Annotated in this window: 11 protein-coding genes; 9 read left to right on the top strand and 2 right to left on the bottom strand. The window is 42.0% G+C overall.

Translation table 11 applies throughout. From position 1 onward, the window contains the following. Window positions 1-31 precede the first annotated feature (31 nt). Window positions 32-514 (bottom strand): S-ribosylhomocysteine lyase, encoded by a 483-nt coding sequence (locus D8854_RS07855; RefSeq protein ID WP_000032557.1) that lies wholly within the window; start codon window positions 512-514, stop codon window positions 32-34. Between the two features lie 296 nt (window positions 515-810). Here D8854_RS07855 and D8854_RS07850 point away from each other — a divergent pair, with 296 nt between their 5' ends. The 5 genes from D8854_RS07850 to D8854_RS07830 are packed head-to-tail and all read left to right on the top strand — an operon-like array spanning window position 811 to window position 4,739. Then, a complete protein-coding gene (locus tag D8854_RS07850) occupies window positions 811-1,518 on the top strand; it encodes an ABC transporter ATP-binding protein (RefSeq protein ID WP_125450447.1) in 708 nt (235 codons plus the stop codon). 1 nt (window position 1,519) lies between these two features. After that, window positions 1,520-2,308, top strand: coding sequence for a lantibiotic ABC transporter permease (locus D8854_RS07845; RefSeq protein ID WP_125450446.1), 789 nt, complete (start codon window positions 1,520-1,522; stop codon window positions 2,306-2,308). After that, entirely contained in the window at window positions 2,308-3,030 is a 723-nt protein-coding gene (locus D8854_RS07840; protein ID WP_125450445.1) for a lantibiotic ABC transporter permease, read from the top strand. The genes D8854_RS07845 and D8854_RS07840 overlap by 1 nt, the downstream gene beginning before the upstream one ends. Window positions 3,031-3,042: 12 nt before the next feature. Then, window positions 3,043-3,741, top strand: a complete 699-nt coding sequence (locus tag D8854_RS07835; RefSeq protein WP_125450444.1) for a response regulator transcription factor — start codon at window positions 3,043-3,045, stop codon at window positions 3,739-3,741. Then, window positions 3,708-4,739: a sensor histidine kinase gene (locus D8854_RS07830; protein ID WP_125450443.1), complete on the top strand. Its 1,032-nt coding sequence runs from the start codon at window positions 3,708-3,710 to the stop codon at window positions 4,737-4,739. Before D8854_RS07835 ends, D8854_RS07830 begins: the two co-directional genes overlap by 34 nt. 134 nt (window positions 4,740-4,873) lie before the next feature. Here the strand turns inward: D8854_RS07830 and D8854_RS07825 are convergent, their stop codons facing one another. Then, window positions 4,874-6,358, bottom strand: coding sequence for a DUF1846 domain-containing protein (locus tag D8854_RS07825; protein WP_061454031.1), 1,485 nt, complete (start codon window positions 6,356-6,358; stop codon window positions 4,874-4,876). Window positions 6,359-6,509: 151 nt separating this feature from the next. Here D8854_RS07825 and D8854_RS07820 point away from each other — a divergent pair, with 151 nt between their 5' ends. The 4 genes from D8854_RS07820 to cps4A all read left to right on the top strand — a co-directional run bounded on the left by D8854_RS07820 (window position 6,510) and on the right by cps4A (window position 14,002). Next, window positions 6,510-8,120: a glycoside hydrolase family 13 protein gene (locus tag D8854_RS07820; protein ID WP_125450442.1), complete on the top strand. Its 1,611-nt coding sequence runs from the start codon at window positions 6,510-6,512 to the stop codon at window positions 8,118-8,120. A 168-nt stretch (window positions 8,121-8,288) separates the two neighbouring features. Next, window positions 8,289-10,256, top strand: coding sequence for a peptide ABC transporter substrate-binding protein (locus D8854_RS07815; RefSeq protein WP_125450441.1), 1,968 nt, complete (start codon window positions 8,289-8,291; stop codon window positions 10,254-10,256). Window positions 10,257-10,406: 150 nt separating this feature from the next. Beyond that, a complete protein-coding gene (locus D8854_RS07810; protein WP_125450440.1) occupies window positions 10,407-12,368 on the top strand; it encodes a peptide ABC transporter substrate-binding protein in 1,962 nt (653 codons plus the stop codon). A gap of 188 nt (window positions 12,369-12,556) precedes the next feature. Next, window positions 12,557-14,002 carry a capsular polysaccharide biosynthesis protein Cps4A gene (cps4A, locus tag D8854_RS07805; protein ID WP_125450439.1) on the top strand — a complete coding sequence of 482 codons (1,446 nt, stop codon included), beginning with the start codon at window positions 12,557-12,559 and terminating at the stop codon, window positions 14,000-14,002.

The raw sequence follows: 14,002 nt of genomic DNA, 5'->3' as shown, positions 1-14,002 counted from the left end.
GAACCAGTTATTGTAACTGGTTCTTTTGCGTTTAGATAACATGACGCTCAAAAGCATCATCTGAAATACCTTGTTCTAGGATGAGTTTCGCCCATTCTTTAGCAGAAAAGAGGCTGTGGTCCTTGTAGTTTCCGCAAGATTCGATGGTTGTTCCAGGGACATCTTCCCAAGTAGTAGTCTCAGCAATTTCCTTGAGCGAATCCTTGATAACAGCTGCAATCTCAGCGCTAGTATGGCGTCCCCACATAATCATGTGGAAACCAGTACGGCAACCGAAGGGCGAACAGTCAATCATGCCGTCAATGCGGGTACGGATGAGTTTGGCCAAGAGGTGCTCGATAGTGTGAAGGCCAGCGGTAGGGATAGAGTCCTCGTTTGGTTGCACCAAGCGAATATCAAAGTTGGAGATGACATCTCCCTTTGGCCCTGTTTCTTCTCCAATCAAGCGGACATAGGGTGCTTTAACAATGGTGTGGTCAAGTTCAAAACTTTCAACAATAACTTCTTTTGACATGATAGTTCCTTTCAGTTTTCTTCTTTCATTATATCATAAAGCCTGTTCTTGATGGAGTTTGATAAATGACTTTTTGATACTAGAATGATAATAAAGCCTCCGTACAGAAACCTCAGAATTATAAAGAAAGAATGGAGAGAAGAATACCTTGTGAAAGAAAAGTTTAGTTTTTTCTAGTGGAATTAAGGTGATTTTTGAAAAGTGGATCAACTTTTTCTGAAATTTCTGTTTAATCTCTGAACTAATTCTGAACTAGATTGGATATACTGGAGAAAATAAAGATAAAGGAGTTCGTTATGGAACATATGGTAAAAATAGAAGGAGTCTGCAAAAAGCAGGGAAGCAAGCAGATTTTAGAAGATATTTCTTTTACAGCTATAAGCGGTCGGATTACAGCTTTTCTAGGCCCAAATGGTGCAGGGAAAAGTTCGACCTTGAGGATTCTCTTGGGGTTAGATCGGGCGACAGCAGGAACTGCGACTTTTGATGGGCGAACTTATCAGTCAATGACTTATCCGCTCAGAACGGTAGGTGCATCCTTTGATGGCATTGGCGGTCTGCCAAATCGAAAGGTCTATGACCACTTGAGAATTATTGCGACGAGTAATGCTATTCCCAAGTCTCGGATCGATGAGGTTTTGGAGATGACTGGAATCGCTCATAAGAGGAAGGATCTCTTGTCAAGCCTGTCTCTGGGGGAAGGTCAGCGGTTGGGTTTAGCAGCAGCTTTGCTGTGTGATCCTCAGTTTCTTATATTAGATGAGCCGACCAATGGACTGGATCCAAGTGGGATTAAGTGGTTTAGAAAGTTTATCCGTCAGCAGGCTGATTTAGGGAAAACGGTACTTCTATCTTCCCATATCCTGTCAGAGGTGCAAATGGTGACAGATGATGTAGTCTTAATTCATCATGGGCGAATTATTGAGCAGGGACGATTGGAAGAGGTGCTGCAAGATTCAGACAGTCTAGAAGATCTCTTCTTTGATTTGACAGAGGAGGTTTAAGATGAAAGAAACGCTGTCCTTATTGCATTCAGAATGGTTGAAAATCCGCTCAACAAAGGCTTTCAGAGTGAGTATGGCCTTTATGTTGCTATTGGTGCCTGTCGTATCCTGGCTGGAGGGCCGACAGTATTTGTCTATTGGCTTGGATGCTACGCCTGAGACGGTTCCCGGTTTGGCAGAAGCCATTGATCCGCTGGAATATCTAGGTCTCAACGGGGCCTCTATGGCAGGCATGGTTTTGGTCGTTTTAGCTGGAATTTTGGGAGCTATGGAATTTCAGTCTCATAGCTTGAGAACTAGCCTCTTGACCTGTAATAACCGCCTGAAGTTGCTTGTGGGGAAACTCATGACCTTTGCTTGCTTTTCTCTTGCTACTAGCTTTTTATCAATTTGCTTTAGTTATATGGCCATGCATCTGGCTTTAGGAAAGGAAGGGCTTGCTCCGATTCTGCTCAATCAGGCAGCTTGGAGTCTGATTTTGTGGAAAACCTTATCTCTGACCTTATTGGGAATCCTTTCGTTTTTGTTAGGTTTATTGGCTCGGACCATGCTAGTTCCTCTGCTTTTTCTCGTACCCCAGATCTATAATCTAGGAAACTACCTGGCAGCTCACACGAGTTGGGGGGCTTATTTGCCACAGCCAGCAGGAGAGCTGCTTACTGCAACACCAACTTCCCAATATGTCAACAATCCCTTGCAAGGGCTCTTGATACTAGGCGCATGGTTGCTAGTCATCGGCGGCATGACCTCTCTGCGCTTTTTGAAGACGGATTTAGGAGGGCGCTACTGATGATCAAAGCTCTGCTTAGAAGTGAATGGATTAAGTTCCGTTCTTACTATCTCGCTCTTGGTGCCGCCTTGGTGGTTCTGGTAGTCGTTCCTTTTTTTCTGATGAATCTTGACTATAGTCAGACAGCAGTTGGCCAGACGAAGGCTCTGAGTGAGGCTTTGCATGCCCTCTATCTAGCGCAGCCTGTCATGGTCATCTTTACTTCCCTCTATTTTGCTCAGGAGTTTGTCAAGTCTGGGATGCGAACGAATTTTCTAACTGTATCAAATAGAAAGGCTTGGTTGGCTGGGAAATTCCTTTTTCTGGTCTTGCTGCTCTTGATCCTCTACAGTATCATGATAGGCAGCTGTTTCCTTGTTATGCTAGCTCGTTTTGACCTAGACTTTAGCTGGTTCTTAATGGGGAAATTCCTCTATTACAGCTCTTTTGGTCTTCTCAGCAATCTTTTTCTGGCTTTTTTAACTGCCGGCCTTGCTTTGCTATTTCAATCTTGGGTTGTGCCGGTGTCGGTGCTCTTTCCTCTCTTGATTGGCCTCAGTCGTTTATTGGCAACTTTTATCCAGGAAGCAAAATACCTGCCCGATCTGGCTACGCTAAATCTTTTTGAGTATGAAGGACTTCAGCATTCAATAGATCTCTCAGGGCTGGGAATACAGCTGTTATGGTTAGCTTTGGTTTGGAGCTCTGCTATATTCTTAACCTTGAAACGAGACGTTCGCTAGAGGTATGCTATAATGGAACTTATGAGACAGTATCGTATTTTGGTGGTTGATGATGACAGGAGCATTTTGAAGCTGGTGAAAAACGTCCTAAAGCTCGATGCTTATGATGTGACGACGCTTGATCGGATAGAAGACCTAGAGCTGACGCATTTTGTCGGATATGACTTGATTCTGCTGGATGTGATGATGGAGCCTGTTAATGGTTTTGAGTTGTGTTCCTACATTCGTCCTCATCTTTCGTGTCCAATTATCTTTCTGACGGCCAAGGAGTTGGAGGCGGACAAAGTAGAAGGGCTCTTTCGCGGAGCAGATGACTATATTGTCAAGCCTTTTGGAACCAAAGAATTGCTGGCGCGTGTCAGAGCTCATCTTCGGCGAGAGGAAAGACGGAAGGAGCGCTATTCTGAAATTGCTTCTTGTCAATTTTATCCAGAGCGCTATGAAGTTGCCTGTTTTGGTAAAGTCTTGAAATTTTCAGAGCGAGAGTTTAAGTTACTGCATTTACTAGCTAGCAATCCCAAGCAGACTTTCTCAGCTGAACGCTTGCATGCCTTGCTTTATCCAGAAAGTTCAGAAACACAGCTTCGCTCCATCTCAGAATACGTATATCAGATTCGTCAAAAATGCAAACAAGAAGGGCTGCAAGCAATCGCAACAGTGAGAGGAGTAGGCTATAGATGGCAATTAGAATACGAAATTTCAAAAGCCTAGTCTGGACAACTAGTTTAAAAATCGTCTTTTTCCATGTTTTGATTTTTGTGCTTATAGGCTATGAATTTACGCAAGGAAGTGATCACGTTCTTTTTACCTTGTTCTTTTGGGCAGGGAGCTTGCTGCTGATTACTTTTTATCATATTTTGAAATTGCTCCGAAAAATCGACAGGGAAATAAAAATGCTAATGAGCAAGAGGCTTTTAGAAGAAAATCAAAGCCAGCTTTTTCGGATTGAGGAAATGCTAGAAGTCTATAGCGATTTACGGAGCAGCCACCAAGAAAATGCTCGTCTTCTAGAAAAAGAGCAGCAGCATAATCAGGAGTTGATTTTACAGCTATCAGCGACATCGCACGATTTGAAGACGTCCCTAACTGTGATTAAGGGGAATGCTGAGCTCTTGGGGTTGGCGCAGTTGAGCCAGCCACAGGCAGACTATGCTGCTGAGATTTTGCAGGCCAGTCACAAGATGGAAGAGTATTGTGGCTCTTTGATTGATTATGCTAAGACTTTTCAGATTGATGCTAATCAGTTCAGCCAACTTTCCTTAGAAGACTTTTTGGTTTATCTACAGGACGATTGGGCACTGTTCAGCAAACAGGAAAGTTATCGTTTTTCTCTCCAAGAAGGTTGTGATCTTAGTCTGATTTTGTCGATTCATTTGGACTATCTCAAACGGGCTTTGCTCAATATTTTACTGAATGCGCTTGAACATGCAGACCAGAATCAAAAGGAAGTCAAGCTAACGGTATCAGTGCAGCAGGACCAGTTGGTTTTTGCTATCTGGAACAACGGCCCTTCATTTTCAGAGGAGATGCTGCTGGGAGCGGAACGGCTCTTTTACCAGAGTGACCAAAGCCGCAATTCAGCTAATCCCCATCATGGTATCGGCTTAGCCTTTTCTAAGCAGGTGGCTCTCTTGCATGGTGGTCGTCTGACCCTGCTCAATCCAGACCAAGGAGGAGCCTGTGTCGAGTTGACAATTTCATTGAAATAAGTTAGGTTGGAAAAAATCATAAAACGCATAATACCAAGTGTTCAAAAAGCCTTGATATTATGCGTTTTATCTTTTATCGTGTAAAGATTTACTGGATTTTCCCTCAGATTGAGTTTTTGCCCAGCCTTGTTCATTTATTTGCGATACAAGCGATCGTATTGGTAGTAAGGGTCAAAGGTCACGTTGATACCTAGTTTGCGAAGGACATTCTTGTCTTCGTCGGTCAAGATGATGGTTGAATGGGCTTCGCTTCCTTTTAGGTTACCAAGTTCCTTCATGGCGCGCGCAGCATCAGGATTTTCCATAGCTGTGATGGCAAGAGCAATCAGGATTTCATTTGAGTGCAGGCGCGGATTGCGACTGCCTAGATGATTGATTTTAAGACCTTGGATTGGTTTGACAACTTCAGGCTCAATCAACTTCACTTCTTTAGCGATGTTAGCGGATTTTTTGATGGCATTGATCAAAGCAGCAGCTGTTGGACCAAAGAGTTCTGAGTTTTTACCAGTGACAATGTCACCAGATGGTAATTCGAGAGCTAGGGCAGGTCCGCCGGTTTCTTCAGCCTTTTGACGTGCTGCGACAGCAACTTTACGGTCTGCAGGTGTGATACCGAGGTCGTTCATGAGCAACTCGATTTTTTTGACAGCAGATTCGCCTACTTTTTCGGCTTTGAAATCAAGAACGGTTTGATAGTAACGGCGGATGATTTCTTGCTTAGACGCCTCTATAGCGGCTTCATTATCTGTAATAGCAAAACCAACCATGTTGACACCCATGTCTGTCGGTGAAGCGTATGGAGACTCTCCTAGGATACGTTCTAGCATGCGCTTGAGCACTGGGAAAATTTCGATATCACGGTTGTAGTTGACAGTGGTTTCTCCGTAGGTTTGAAGGTGGAAGGGGTCAATCATGTTGACATCATCTAGGTCTGCTGTAGCAGCCTCGTAGGCCAAGTTGACTGGATGATGAAGGGGCAGGTTCCAGACTGGGAAAGTTTCAAATTTAGCGTAGCCAGACTTGATACCGTTGATTTGGTCGTGGTACATATTGGACACACAGGTTGCCAATTTCCCAGAACCAGGTCCAGGAGCCGTTACGACGATTAATTTACGACTGGTTTTGATGTAGTCGTTTTTCCCCATACCTTCTGGAGAAATGATATGATCCATATCCGTTGGGTATCCTTTGATTGGATAATGAAGATAAGAATCAATTCCGTTTTTCTCTAGCTGGTTGCGGAAGGCATCTGCAGCGGGTTGGCCAGCGTATTGTGTGATAACAACGGAGCCAACAAAAATCCCCAATTCATTGAATTTATCAATCAAACGAAGAACTTCTTGGTCATAAGAAATGCCCAAGTCACCACGTGCTTTGGAATGCTCGATGTTGCTAGCATTAATGGCGATAACAACCTCAACCTGCTCTTTCAACTCCTGCAAGAGCTTGATTTTATTATCAGGCTCATAACCAGGAAGTACACGAGCCGCGTGGAAATCTTCTAACATTTTGCCACCAAACTCCAAGTAGAGTTTGCCGTCAAATTGGTTGATACGCTCCAAAATGTGGTCGCGTTGCAGATTTAAATATTGTTCAGAACTAAAAGCTTGTTTTTTCATTTTTTTACCTCTGACCTCCATTATAATAAAAAATTGGAAGTTAGGAAACTATAAAGGTAAAAAAGAAATCAAAAAGATTAGGCAAACGCTTGCATAAAATTTTGAAAAGCGCTATCATAGACTATAGAATATTAAATAATGAGGTAAAAAGATGCAAGAAAAATGGTGGCACAATGCCGTAGTCTATCAAGTCTATCCAAAGAGTTTTATGGATAGTAATGGAGATGGAATTGGTGACTTGCCAGGAATTACGAGTAAGTTAGACTATCTAGCCAAGCTAGGAATCACAGCGATTTGGCTTTCTCCCGTTTATGACAGTCCTATGGATGATAATGGCTATGACATTTCTGATTATCAAGCGATTGCTGCTATTTTCGGGAACATGGATGATATGGATGAACTGATCGCAGAAGCTAAGAAGCGTGATATTCGAATTATCATGGACTTGGTGGTCAATCATACCTCGGATGAGCATGCCTGGTTTGTAGAGGCCTGTGAAAATCCTGACAGCCCTGAGCGAGACTACTATATCTGGCGGGATGAGCCCAACGATCTAGATTCTATCTTTAGTGGGTCTGCTTGGGAATACGATGAAAAGTCGGGTCAATACTATCTCCACTTTTTCAGCAAGAAGCAGCCTGATCTCAACTGGGAGAATGAAAAACTACGCCAGAAAATTTACGAGATGATGAACTTCTGGATTAATAAAGGTATTGGTGGTTTCCGTATGGATGTCATTGATATGATTGGTAAGATTCCTGATGAGAAGGTAGTTAATAACGGTCCCATGCTCCACCCCTATCTCAAGGAGATGAACCAAGCGACCTTTGGGGATAAAGATCTCTTGACGGTGGGAGAAACTTGGGGGGCGACGCCAGAAATTGCCAAGCTCTACTCTGATCCAAAGGGTCAAGAATTGTCTATGGTCTTCCAGTTTGAGCATATCTGTCTTCAGTATCAGGAAGGGCAACCTAAGTGGCACTATCAAAAAGAGCTGAATATCAGTAAGTTGAAAGAAATCTTCAACAAATGGCAGACAGAGTTAGGAGTTGAGGATGGTTGGAATTCCCTCTTCTGGAACAATCATGACCTTCCTCGTATTGTCTCAATCTGGGGAAATGACCAGGAATACCGTGAAAAATCTGCCAAAGCCTTTGCAATCTTGCTTCATCTCATGAGAGGGACTCCATATATCTACCAAGGTGAGGAGATTGGGATGACCAACTATCCTTTTGAAACACTGGATCAAGTAGAAGATATTGAATCCCTTAACTATGCGCGTGAGGCTCTTGAAAAAGGCGTTCCGATGGAAGAAATCTTGGACAGTATTCGTGTCATTGGACGTGACAATGCCCGTACCCCAATGCAATGGGATGAGAGCAAAAACGCTGGTTTCTCAACAGGTCAACCTTGGTTAGCCGTTAATCCAAACTACGAAGAAATCAACGTTCAAGAAGCACTGGCAAACTCAGATTCTATTTTCTATACCTATCAGAAACTCATCCAAATCCGTAAGGAGAACAGCTGGTTGATTCGAGCTGATTTTGAATTACTCGATACGGCTGATAAGGTCTTTGCTTATATCCGTAAGGACGGTGACCGTCGCTTCCTGGTCGTGGCTAATTTGTCCAATGAAAAACAAAACTTTTCAGTGGAAGGAAAAGTTAAATCGGTCTTGATTGAAAACACTGTGGCTCAAGAAGCACTTGAAAAACAGGTCTTGGCTCCATGGGATGCTTTCTGTGTGGAAATGACTGACTAAAATGATCGAACCTCAAGCTTTTGAAGCTTGAGGTTTTTTACTAAAAATTGTGTAAAAAAATCTTTAAAAAATATTTGTTAGAATTTTCTAAAAAATCTGGCGAAAGTCCTTGCTTTTATGAAAAAATAGGGTATAATGGTGAAAACACTATCTTTAAGGAGATTATTTATGAAATCGAAAAAGTGGCTCTTAGGAGCAGGTGCTGTTTTGAGTGCGGCCCTACTGTTAACCGCTTGTGGGCAAAGTGAAAAAAAGGCTGATGCTCCCAAGACATTTTCTTATGTCTATGCAATAGATCCATCATCTTTGGACTACAGCGTGACGAGCAAGAGCTCAACTTCTGACGTTATAGCCAACGTTGTCGATGGCCTCTTGGAAAACGATAAATACGGGAACTTGATTCCTTCGCTTGCAGAAGACTGGTCCGTTTCTAAAGATGGCTTGACCTATACCTACAAACTTCGTAAGGGTGTAAAATGGTATACTTCTGAAGGAGAAGAGTATGCTGAGGTCAAAGCCCAAGACTTTGTTACTGGTCTGAAACATGCAGCTGATGGCAAATCAGACGGCCTCTCTCTTCTTCAAGATTCTATCAAGGATTTGGCTGCCTATATCAGTGGAGAAAGCAATGATTTCTCTACTGTAGGAGTCAAGGCTGTTGACGATTACACGGTTGAATATACGCTCAACAAACCAGAAAGTTTCTGGAACTCTAAAGTTACAACTGCTACCATGCTTCCAGTTAATGAAGAATTCTTGAATTCCAAAGGGAGCGACTACGGTGCGCCAACCCCATCAAGTATCCTTTATAACGGTCCTTATTTCTTGAAATCATTGACTTCAAAATCAGTCATTGAATATGAAAAGAATCCAAACTACTGGGATAAGGACAATGTCAAGATTGACAATATTAAACTAACCTTCTACGACGGATCAGACCAAGAATCTTTGATTCGTAGCTTTACACAAGGTTCCTATACAACAGCTCGTCTCTTCCCAACAAGCTCAAACTTTGAGTCAACTAAGAAAGAGTACGGCGATAAGATTGTCTATAGTCCTCAAGAAGCGACAAGCTACTACCTCACTGTTAACGTAAACCGCCAGTCTTACAATAAAACAGCTAAAACAGATGAAGCTCAAAAAACATCAACGAAAGAAGCTCTTCTTAACAAGAACTTCCGTCAGGCGCTGAACTTTGCCCTTGACCGTCACTCTTATACTGCTCAGTTGAATGGTGAAGAAGGTGCGAACAAGATTATCCGTAACAGCCTGGTGCCTCATGACTACGTTCAAGTAGGTGAAAAGACCTTTGGAGAGTTGGCACAGGCAGAGCTCGTTTCATATGGAGACCAATGGAAAGATGTAGCCCTTACAGATGGCAAGGATACGATTTACAGTCCTGAAAAAGCTAAGGCTGCCTTTGCTAAAGCCAAGGAAGAATTGCAGGCTAAGGGTGTGACCTTCCCAATCCGTTTGGATGTTCCAGTTGAACAGACCGATGTGATTGCTGTTCAACAAACTAACTCACTCAAGCAATCTATCGAATCAACACTCGGAACTGAGAATGTCATTGTCGATGTCCTTCAAATGACCGATAATGAAAAAATGAGCATTACGTCTCAAGCTAAGGTTCCATCTCAAAAAGACTATGACTTGAATGGAACTGGTTGGGGACCAGACTATCAAGACCCAGCTACCTACCTAAACATTCTTGATGCTAAGAAGGGTTCTGCCCTTAAACACTTGGGTATCACTCGCGGCAAAGATCCAGAAGTGATGGCTCAAGTTGGTCTGGATGAATACAAGAAACTCTTGGATGATGCTGCATCTGAAACAAGCGACCTCAATAAGCGTTATGAGAAATACGCTAAAGCTCAAGCCTGGGTATCGGATAGTTCGCTCTTGATCCCAGTTGCCTCTTCAGGTGGTTCTCCAACTGTTAGCCGTACTGTACCATTCACAAAAGCATACTCTCAAGTCGGAATCAAGGGAGACCCATTTGTCTTCAAAGGCTTGGAATTGCAAAATGATGTCGTGACTACAAAAGAATACGAAGAAGCTCTCAAGAAATGGCAGAAAGAAAAAATTGAAACAAATGCCAAATACCAAAAAGAGCTAGAAAAGCACGTTAAATAATGTATAAGAAAGGAAGATGCAAATTGCTGCGCTTCCTTTCTTTTTATTTGAGTAGGTTAATCATTTGCTGGAAAACCATAAACTTTACAATTTAGGATAAATCTGATAAAATATGCCTATGTTATAAAAAGTGACATAAAGGAGTGAATAATGATCAAAATGAAAAAAAGACTTATCGGAACTGGTCTAGTCCTAGCTACAGGGATTTTACTTTCAGCTTGTGGACAGTCCAATACAGATACAAGCACCTTCTCATCAACATTTAGTGCAAATCCGACGACATTTAACTATCTTTTAGACTATTATGCAGATAACACTTCAGTGATTACCAATCTTGTGGATGGTTTGCTAGAAAATGATAGCTATGGGAACCTCGTGCCAGCTCTAGCGGAAGAGTGGTCAGTTTCGGCAGATGGTTTGACCTATACCTACAAACTCAGAAAAGATGCCAAGTGGTACACTGCTGATGGAGAAGAGTACGCTCCAGTCAAAGCTCAAGATTTTGTCACCGGAATTAAGTATGCTGCGGACAACAAGGGGCAAGCCATGGATCTCATCCAAAACTCTATCAAGGGATTGAATGACTATGTGACAGGTGCGACCAATGACTTCACAACAGTTGGTGTGAAAGCCTTGGATGACTATACGGTTGAGTACACTTTGACTCGACCAGAGCCCTACTGGAACTCAAAGACAACCAACAGTATCCTTTTCCCAGTTAACGAAGAGTTTTTGAAATCAAAGGATAAAGAATTTGGTACCTTGACGCCAAACAGCATCCTTTACAATGGGCCTTACTTGTTAAAAGATTTTACATCAAAATCTTCGATCGAGTATGTGAAGAATCCACATTATTATGATCATGATAAAGTGACCATTGAGAAAGTTAAACTGGCCTACTTTGATGGGGCAGATCAGGAGATGACCATTCGAAACTTTGAAAGTGGTGCCTATACGCTTGCGGGAGTCTATCCAAATAGCTCCAGCTATGCCAAGACAAAAGAAAAATACCAAGACAATATCGTTTATAGCTTACAAGACAAGACTTCTTGGTACTTCAACTTTAACGTTAACCGTAAAGCCTATAACCACACAGCTAAAACGACGGATGAGCAAAAGAAATCAACACAAACAGCGATTTTAAATAAAAACTTCCGTCAGGCGCTTAACTTTGCTATCGATCGTACGACCTACTCTGCCCAATCTAACGGTGAAGAAGCAGCCAGCAAAACCCTTCGTAATACTCTGGTTCCCCCAACATTTGTCCAGGTGGGAGATAAGACCTTTGGAGAAGTAACAGCTTCTAAGCTTGTGAACTACGGGACTGAGTGGTCAGGTATCAATTTGGCAGACGCTCAAGATGCCTACTTCAACAAAGAAAAGGCCCAAGCAAAATTTGCGGAAGCTAAAAAGGAATTGGAAGCCCAAGGCGTGACTTTCCCAATCCATTTGGATGTCCCTGTTGATCAGACGAATAAAAATGCGGTCTCTGGTATGAACTCGGTCAAACAAACCCTTGAAACAGTACTAGGTTCTGACAATATCGTCATTGATGTTCAACAGCTTTCTACAGATGACTTTGGAAATGTTGCCTTCCTAGCACCAAATCCAGCAGCTCGTGACTACGACCTAAACTTTGATGGTTGGGTTGGTGATTACCAGGATCCGTCAACTTATCTAGACCCCTTCAATGCTGAAACTGGCTTCTATCTCAAGATTTTTGGTCTTGATGCCAAGGAAGACCAAGAGCTCATTAAGAGTTTAGGGCTCGATACCTATACACAACTCCTGAAAGAAGCAGATGCTGAGAATAAAGATGTCACTAAGCGTTATGAAAAATACGCTGAAGCTCAAGCTTGGATGATTGACAATTCTCTAGTTATATCTGCTATGTCAAATGGTGGTACAGCCTCTGTAACCAAAGTAACTCCGTTTACACGTGCCTACTCCCTAGTGGGAATCAAGGGTGACGGAAATAATTATAAGTACATGAGATTACAAAAAGACCCTGTTACCAAGAAACAATTTGATGAAGCCAAGGCTAAGTGGGAAGAAGAAAGTAAAAAGGCTATCGAAAAGAGCCAAAAAGAATTTAAAAATCATATCAAATAAAAAGTTAAATAAGGTCTCTTGCAAGGGATCTTGTTTTTGTTTGCTCAAGGTCCTAAATAATGAAAGCGGTCACTTCAAAATATAGCTAAGAAAAAAGGAATGAAAACGCTGAGAATTGTGGGAATGAATGGAATTTGTCCTACTTTTGTGATATAATTACTTTAATTATTATAGTATAGGGGAATGTCATGACGAAACGTTCAAAGAGATCTCGCTCGGGGAAAGTAAAGCGAAGCGTTAACATAGCCTTGTTAGCTATTTATCTATTGTTGGCTGGCTTTTTATTGTTTTTGATTTTTAAATACCATATCCTTGCTTTTAGATATCTTAATCTAGTGGCAACTGCGTTAGTTCTACTAGTTGCCTTAGCAGGGCTGCTCTTGATTATCTATAAAAAAGCTGAAAAGTTCACCATTTTTCTATTGGTGCTCTCTATCCTTGTCAGCTCTGTGTCGCTCTTTGCAGTACAGCAGTTTGTTGGACTGACCAATCGTTTAAATGCGACTTCTAATTACTCAGAATATTCGATCAGTGTCGCTGTTTTAGCAGATAGTGAGATTGGAAATGTTACGCAACTGACGAGTGTGACAGCACCGACTGGGACTGATAATGAAAATATTCAAAAACTACTAGCTGATATCAAGTCAAGTCAGAATACCGATTTGACGGTCAACCAGAGTTCGTCTTACTTGGCAGCTTACAAGAGTTTGATCGCAGGTGATACCAAGGCCATTGTCTTAAATAGTGTCTTTGAAAATATCATCGAGTCAGAGTATCCAGATTACGCATCGAAGATAAAAAAGATTTATACTAAGGGATTCACTAAAAAAGTAGAAGCTCCTAAAACTTCAAAGAGTCAGTCTTTTAATATCTATGTTAGTGGAATTGATACCTATGGTCCTATTAGTTCGGTGTCGCGTTCAGACGTCAATATCCTGATGACTGTCAATCGAGATACCAAGAAAATCCTCTTGACCACAACGCCACGTGATGCTTATGTACCAATTGCAGATGGTGGAAATAATCAAAAAGATAAATTAACCCATGCGGGCATTTATGGGGTTGATTCGTCCATTCATACCTTAGAAAATCTCTATGGAGTGGATATCAATTACTATGTGCGATTGAACTTCACTTCGTTTTTGAAATTGATTGATTTGTTGGGGGGGATTGATGTTTATAATGATCAAGAATTTACTGCCCATACGAATGGAAAGTATTACCCTGCAGGCAATGTTCATCTTGATTCAGAACAGGCCCTCGGTTTTGTTCGTGAGCGCTACTCCCTAGCAGATGGTGACCGTGACCGTGGGCGCAATCAACAAAAGGTGATTGTGGCTATCCTTCAAAAATTAACGTCGACCGAAGCACTGAAAAATTATAGTACGATTATTGATAGTTTGCAAGATTCTATCCAAACAAACATGCCGCTTGAGACCATGATGAACTTGGTCAATGCTCAGTTAGAAAGTGGTGGAACTTACAAAGTGAATTCGCAAGACTTGAAAGGTACAGGACGGATGGATCTTCCTTCTTATGCGATGCCAGATAGTAACCTCTATATGATGGAAATTGACGACAGTAGCCTTGCATCTGTCAAAACTGCTATTCAAGACGTGTTGGAGGGCAGATGA

Source organism: Streptococcus mitis (assembly GCF_003943905.1).
Lineage (GTDB): Bacteria > Bacillota > Bacilli > Lactobacillales > Streptococcaceae > Streptococcus > Streptococcus mitis_BC.
The sequence above is the reverse complement of the archived record's forward strand: the minus strand, read 5'-3'. Positions and strand labels throughout refer to the sequence as shown.

Bases quoted from the DNA above. Each gene is read 5' to 3' on its own strand.
- D8854_RS07850 (WP_125450447.1), top strand. From the start codon at position 811: ATGGAACATATGGTAAAAATAGAAGGAGTCTGCAAAAAGCAGGGAAGC.
- D8854_RS07845 (WP_125450446.1), top strand. From the start codon at position 1,520: ATGAAAGAAACGCTGTCCTTATTGCATTCAGAATGGTTGAAAATCCGC.
- D8854_RS07840 (WP_125450445.1), top strand. From the start codon at position 2,308: ATGATCAAAGCTCTGCTTAGAAGTGAATGGATTAAGTTCCGTTCTTAC.
- D8854_RS07825 (WP_061454031.1), bottom strand. From the start codon at position 6,358: ATGAAAAAACAAGCTTTTAGTTCTGAACAATATTTAAATCTGCAACGC.
- D8854_RS07835 (WP_125450444.1), top strand. From the start codon at position 3,043: ATGGAACTTATGAGACAGTATCGTATTTTGGTGGTTGATGATGACAGG.
- D8854_RS07855 (WP_000032557.1), bottom strand. From the start codon at position 514: ATGTCAAAAGAAGTTATTGTTGAAAGTTTTGAACTTGACCACACCATT.
- D8854_RS07815 (WP_125450441.1), top strand. From the start codon at position 8,289: ATGAAATCGAAAAAGTGGCTCTTAGGAGCAGGTGCTGTTTTGAGTGCG.
- D8854_RS07820 (WP_125450442.1), top strand. From the start codon at position 6,510: ATGCAAGAAAAATGGTGGCACAATGCCGTAGTCTATCAAGTCTATCCA.
- D8854_RS07810 (WP_125450440.1), top strand. From the start codon at position 10,407: ATGATCAAAATGAAAAAAAGACTTATCGGAACTGGTCTAGTCCTAGCT.
- D8854_RS07830 (WP_125450443.1), top strand. From the start codon at position 3,708: ATGGCAATTAGAATACGAAATTTCAAAAGCCTAGTCTGGACAACTAGT.
- cps4A (WP_125450439.1), top strand. From the start codon at position 12,557: ATGACGAAACGTTCAAAGAGATCTCGCTCGGGGAAAGTAAAGCGAAGC.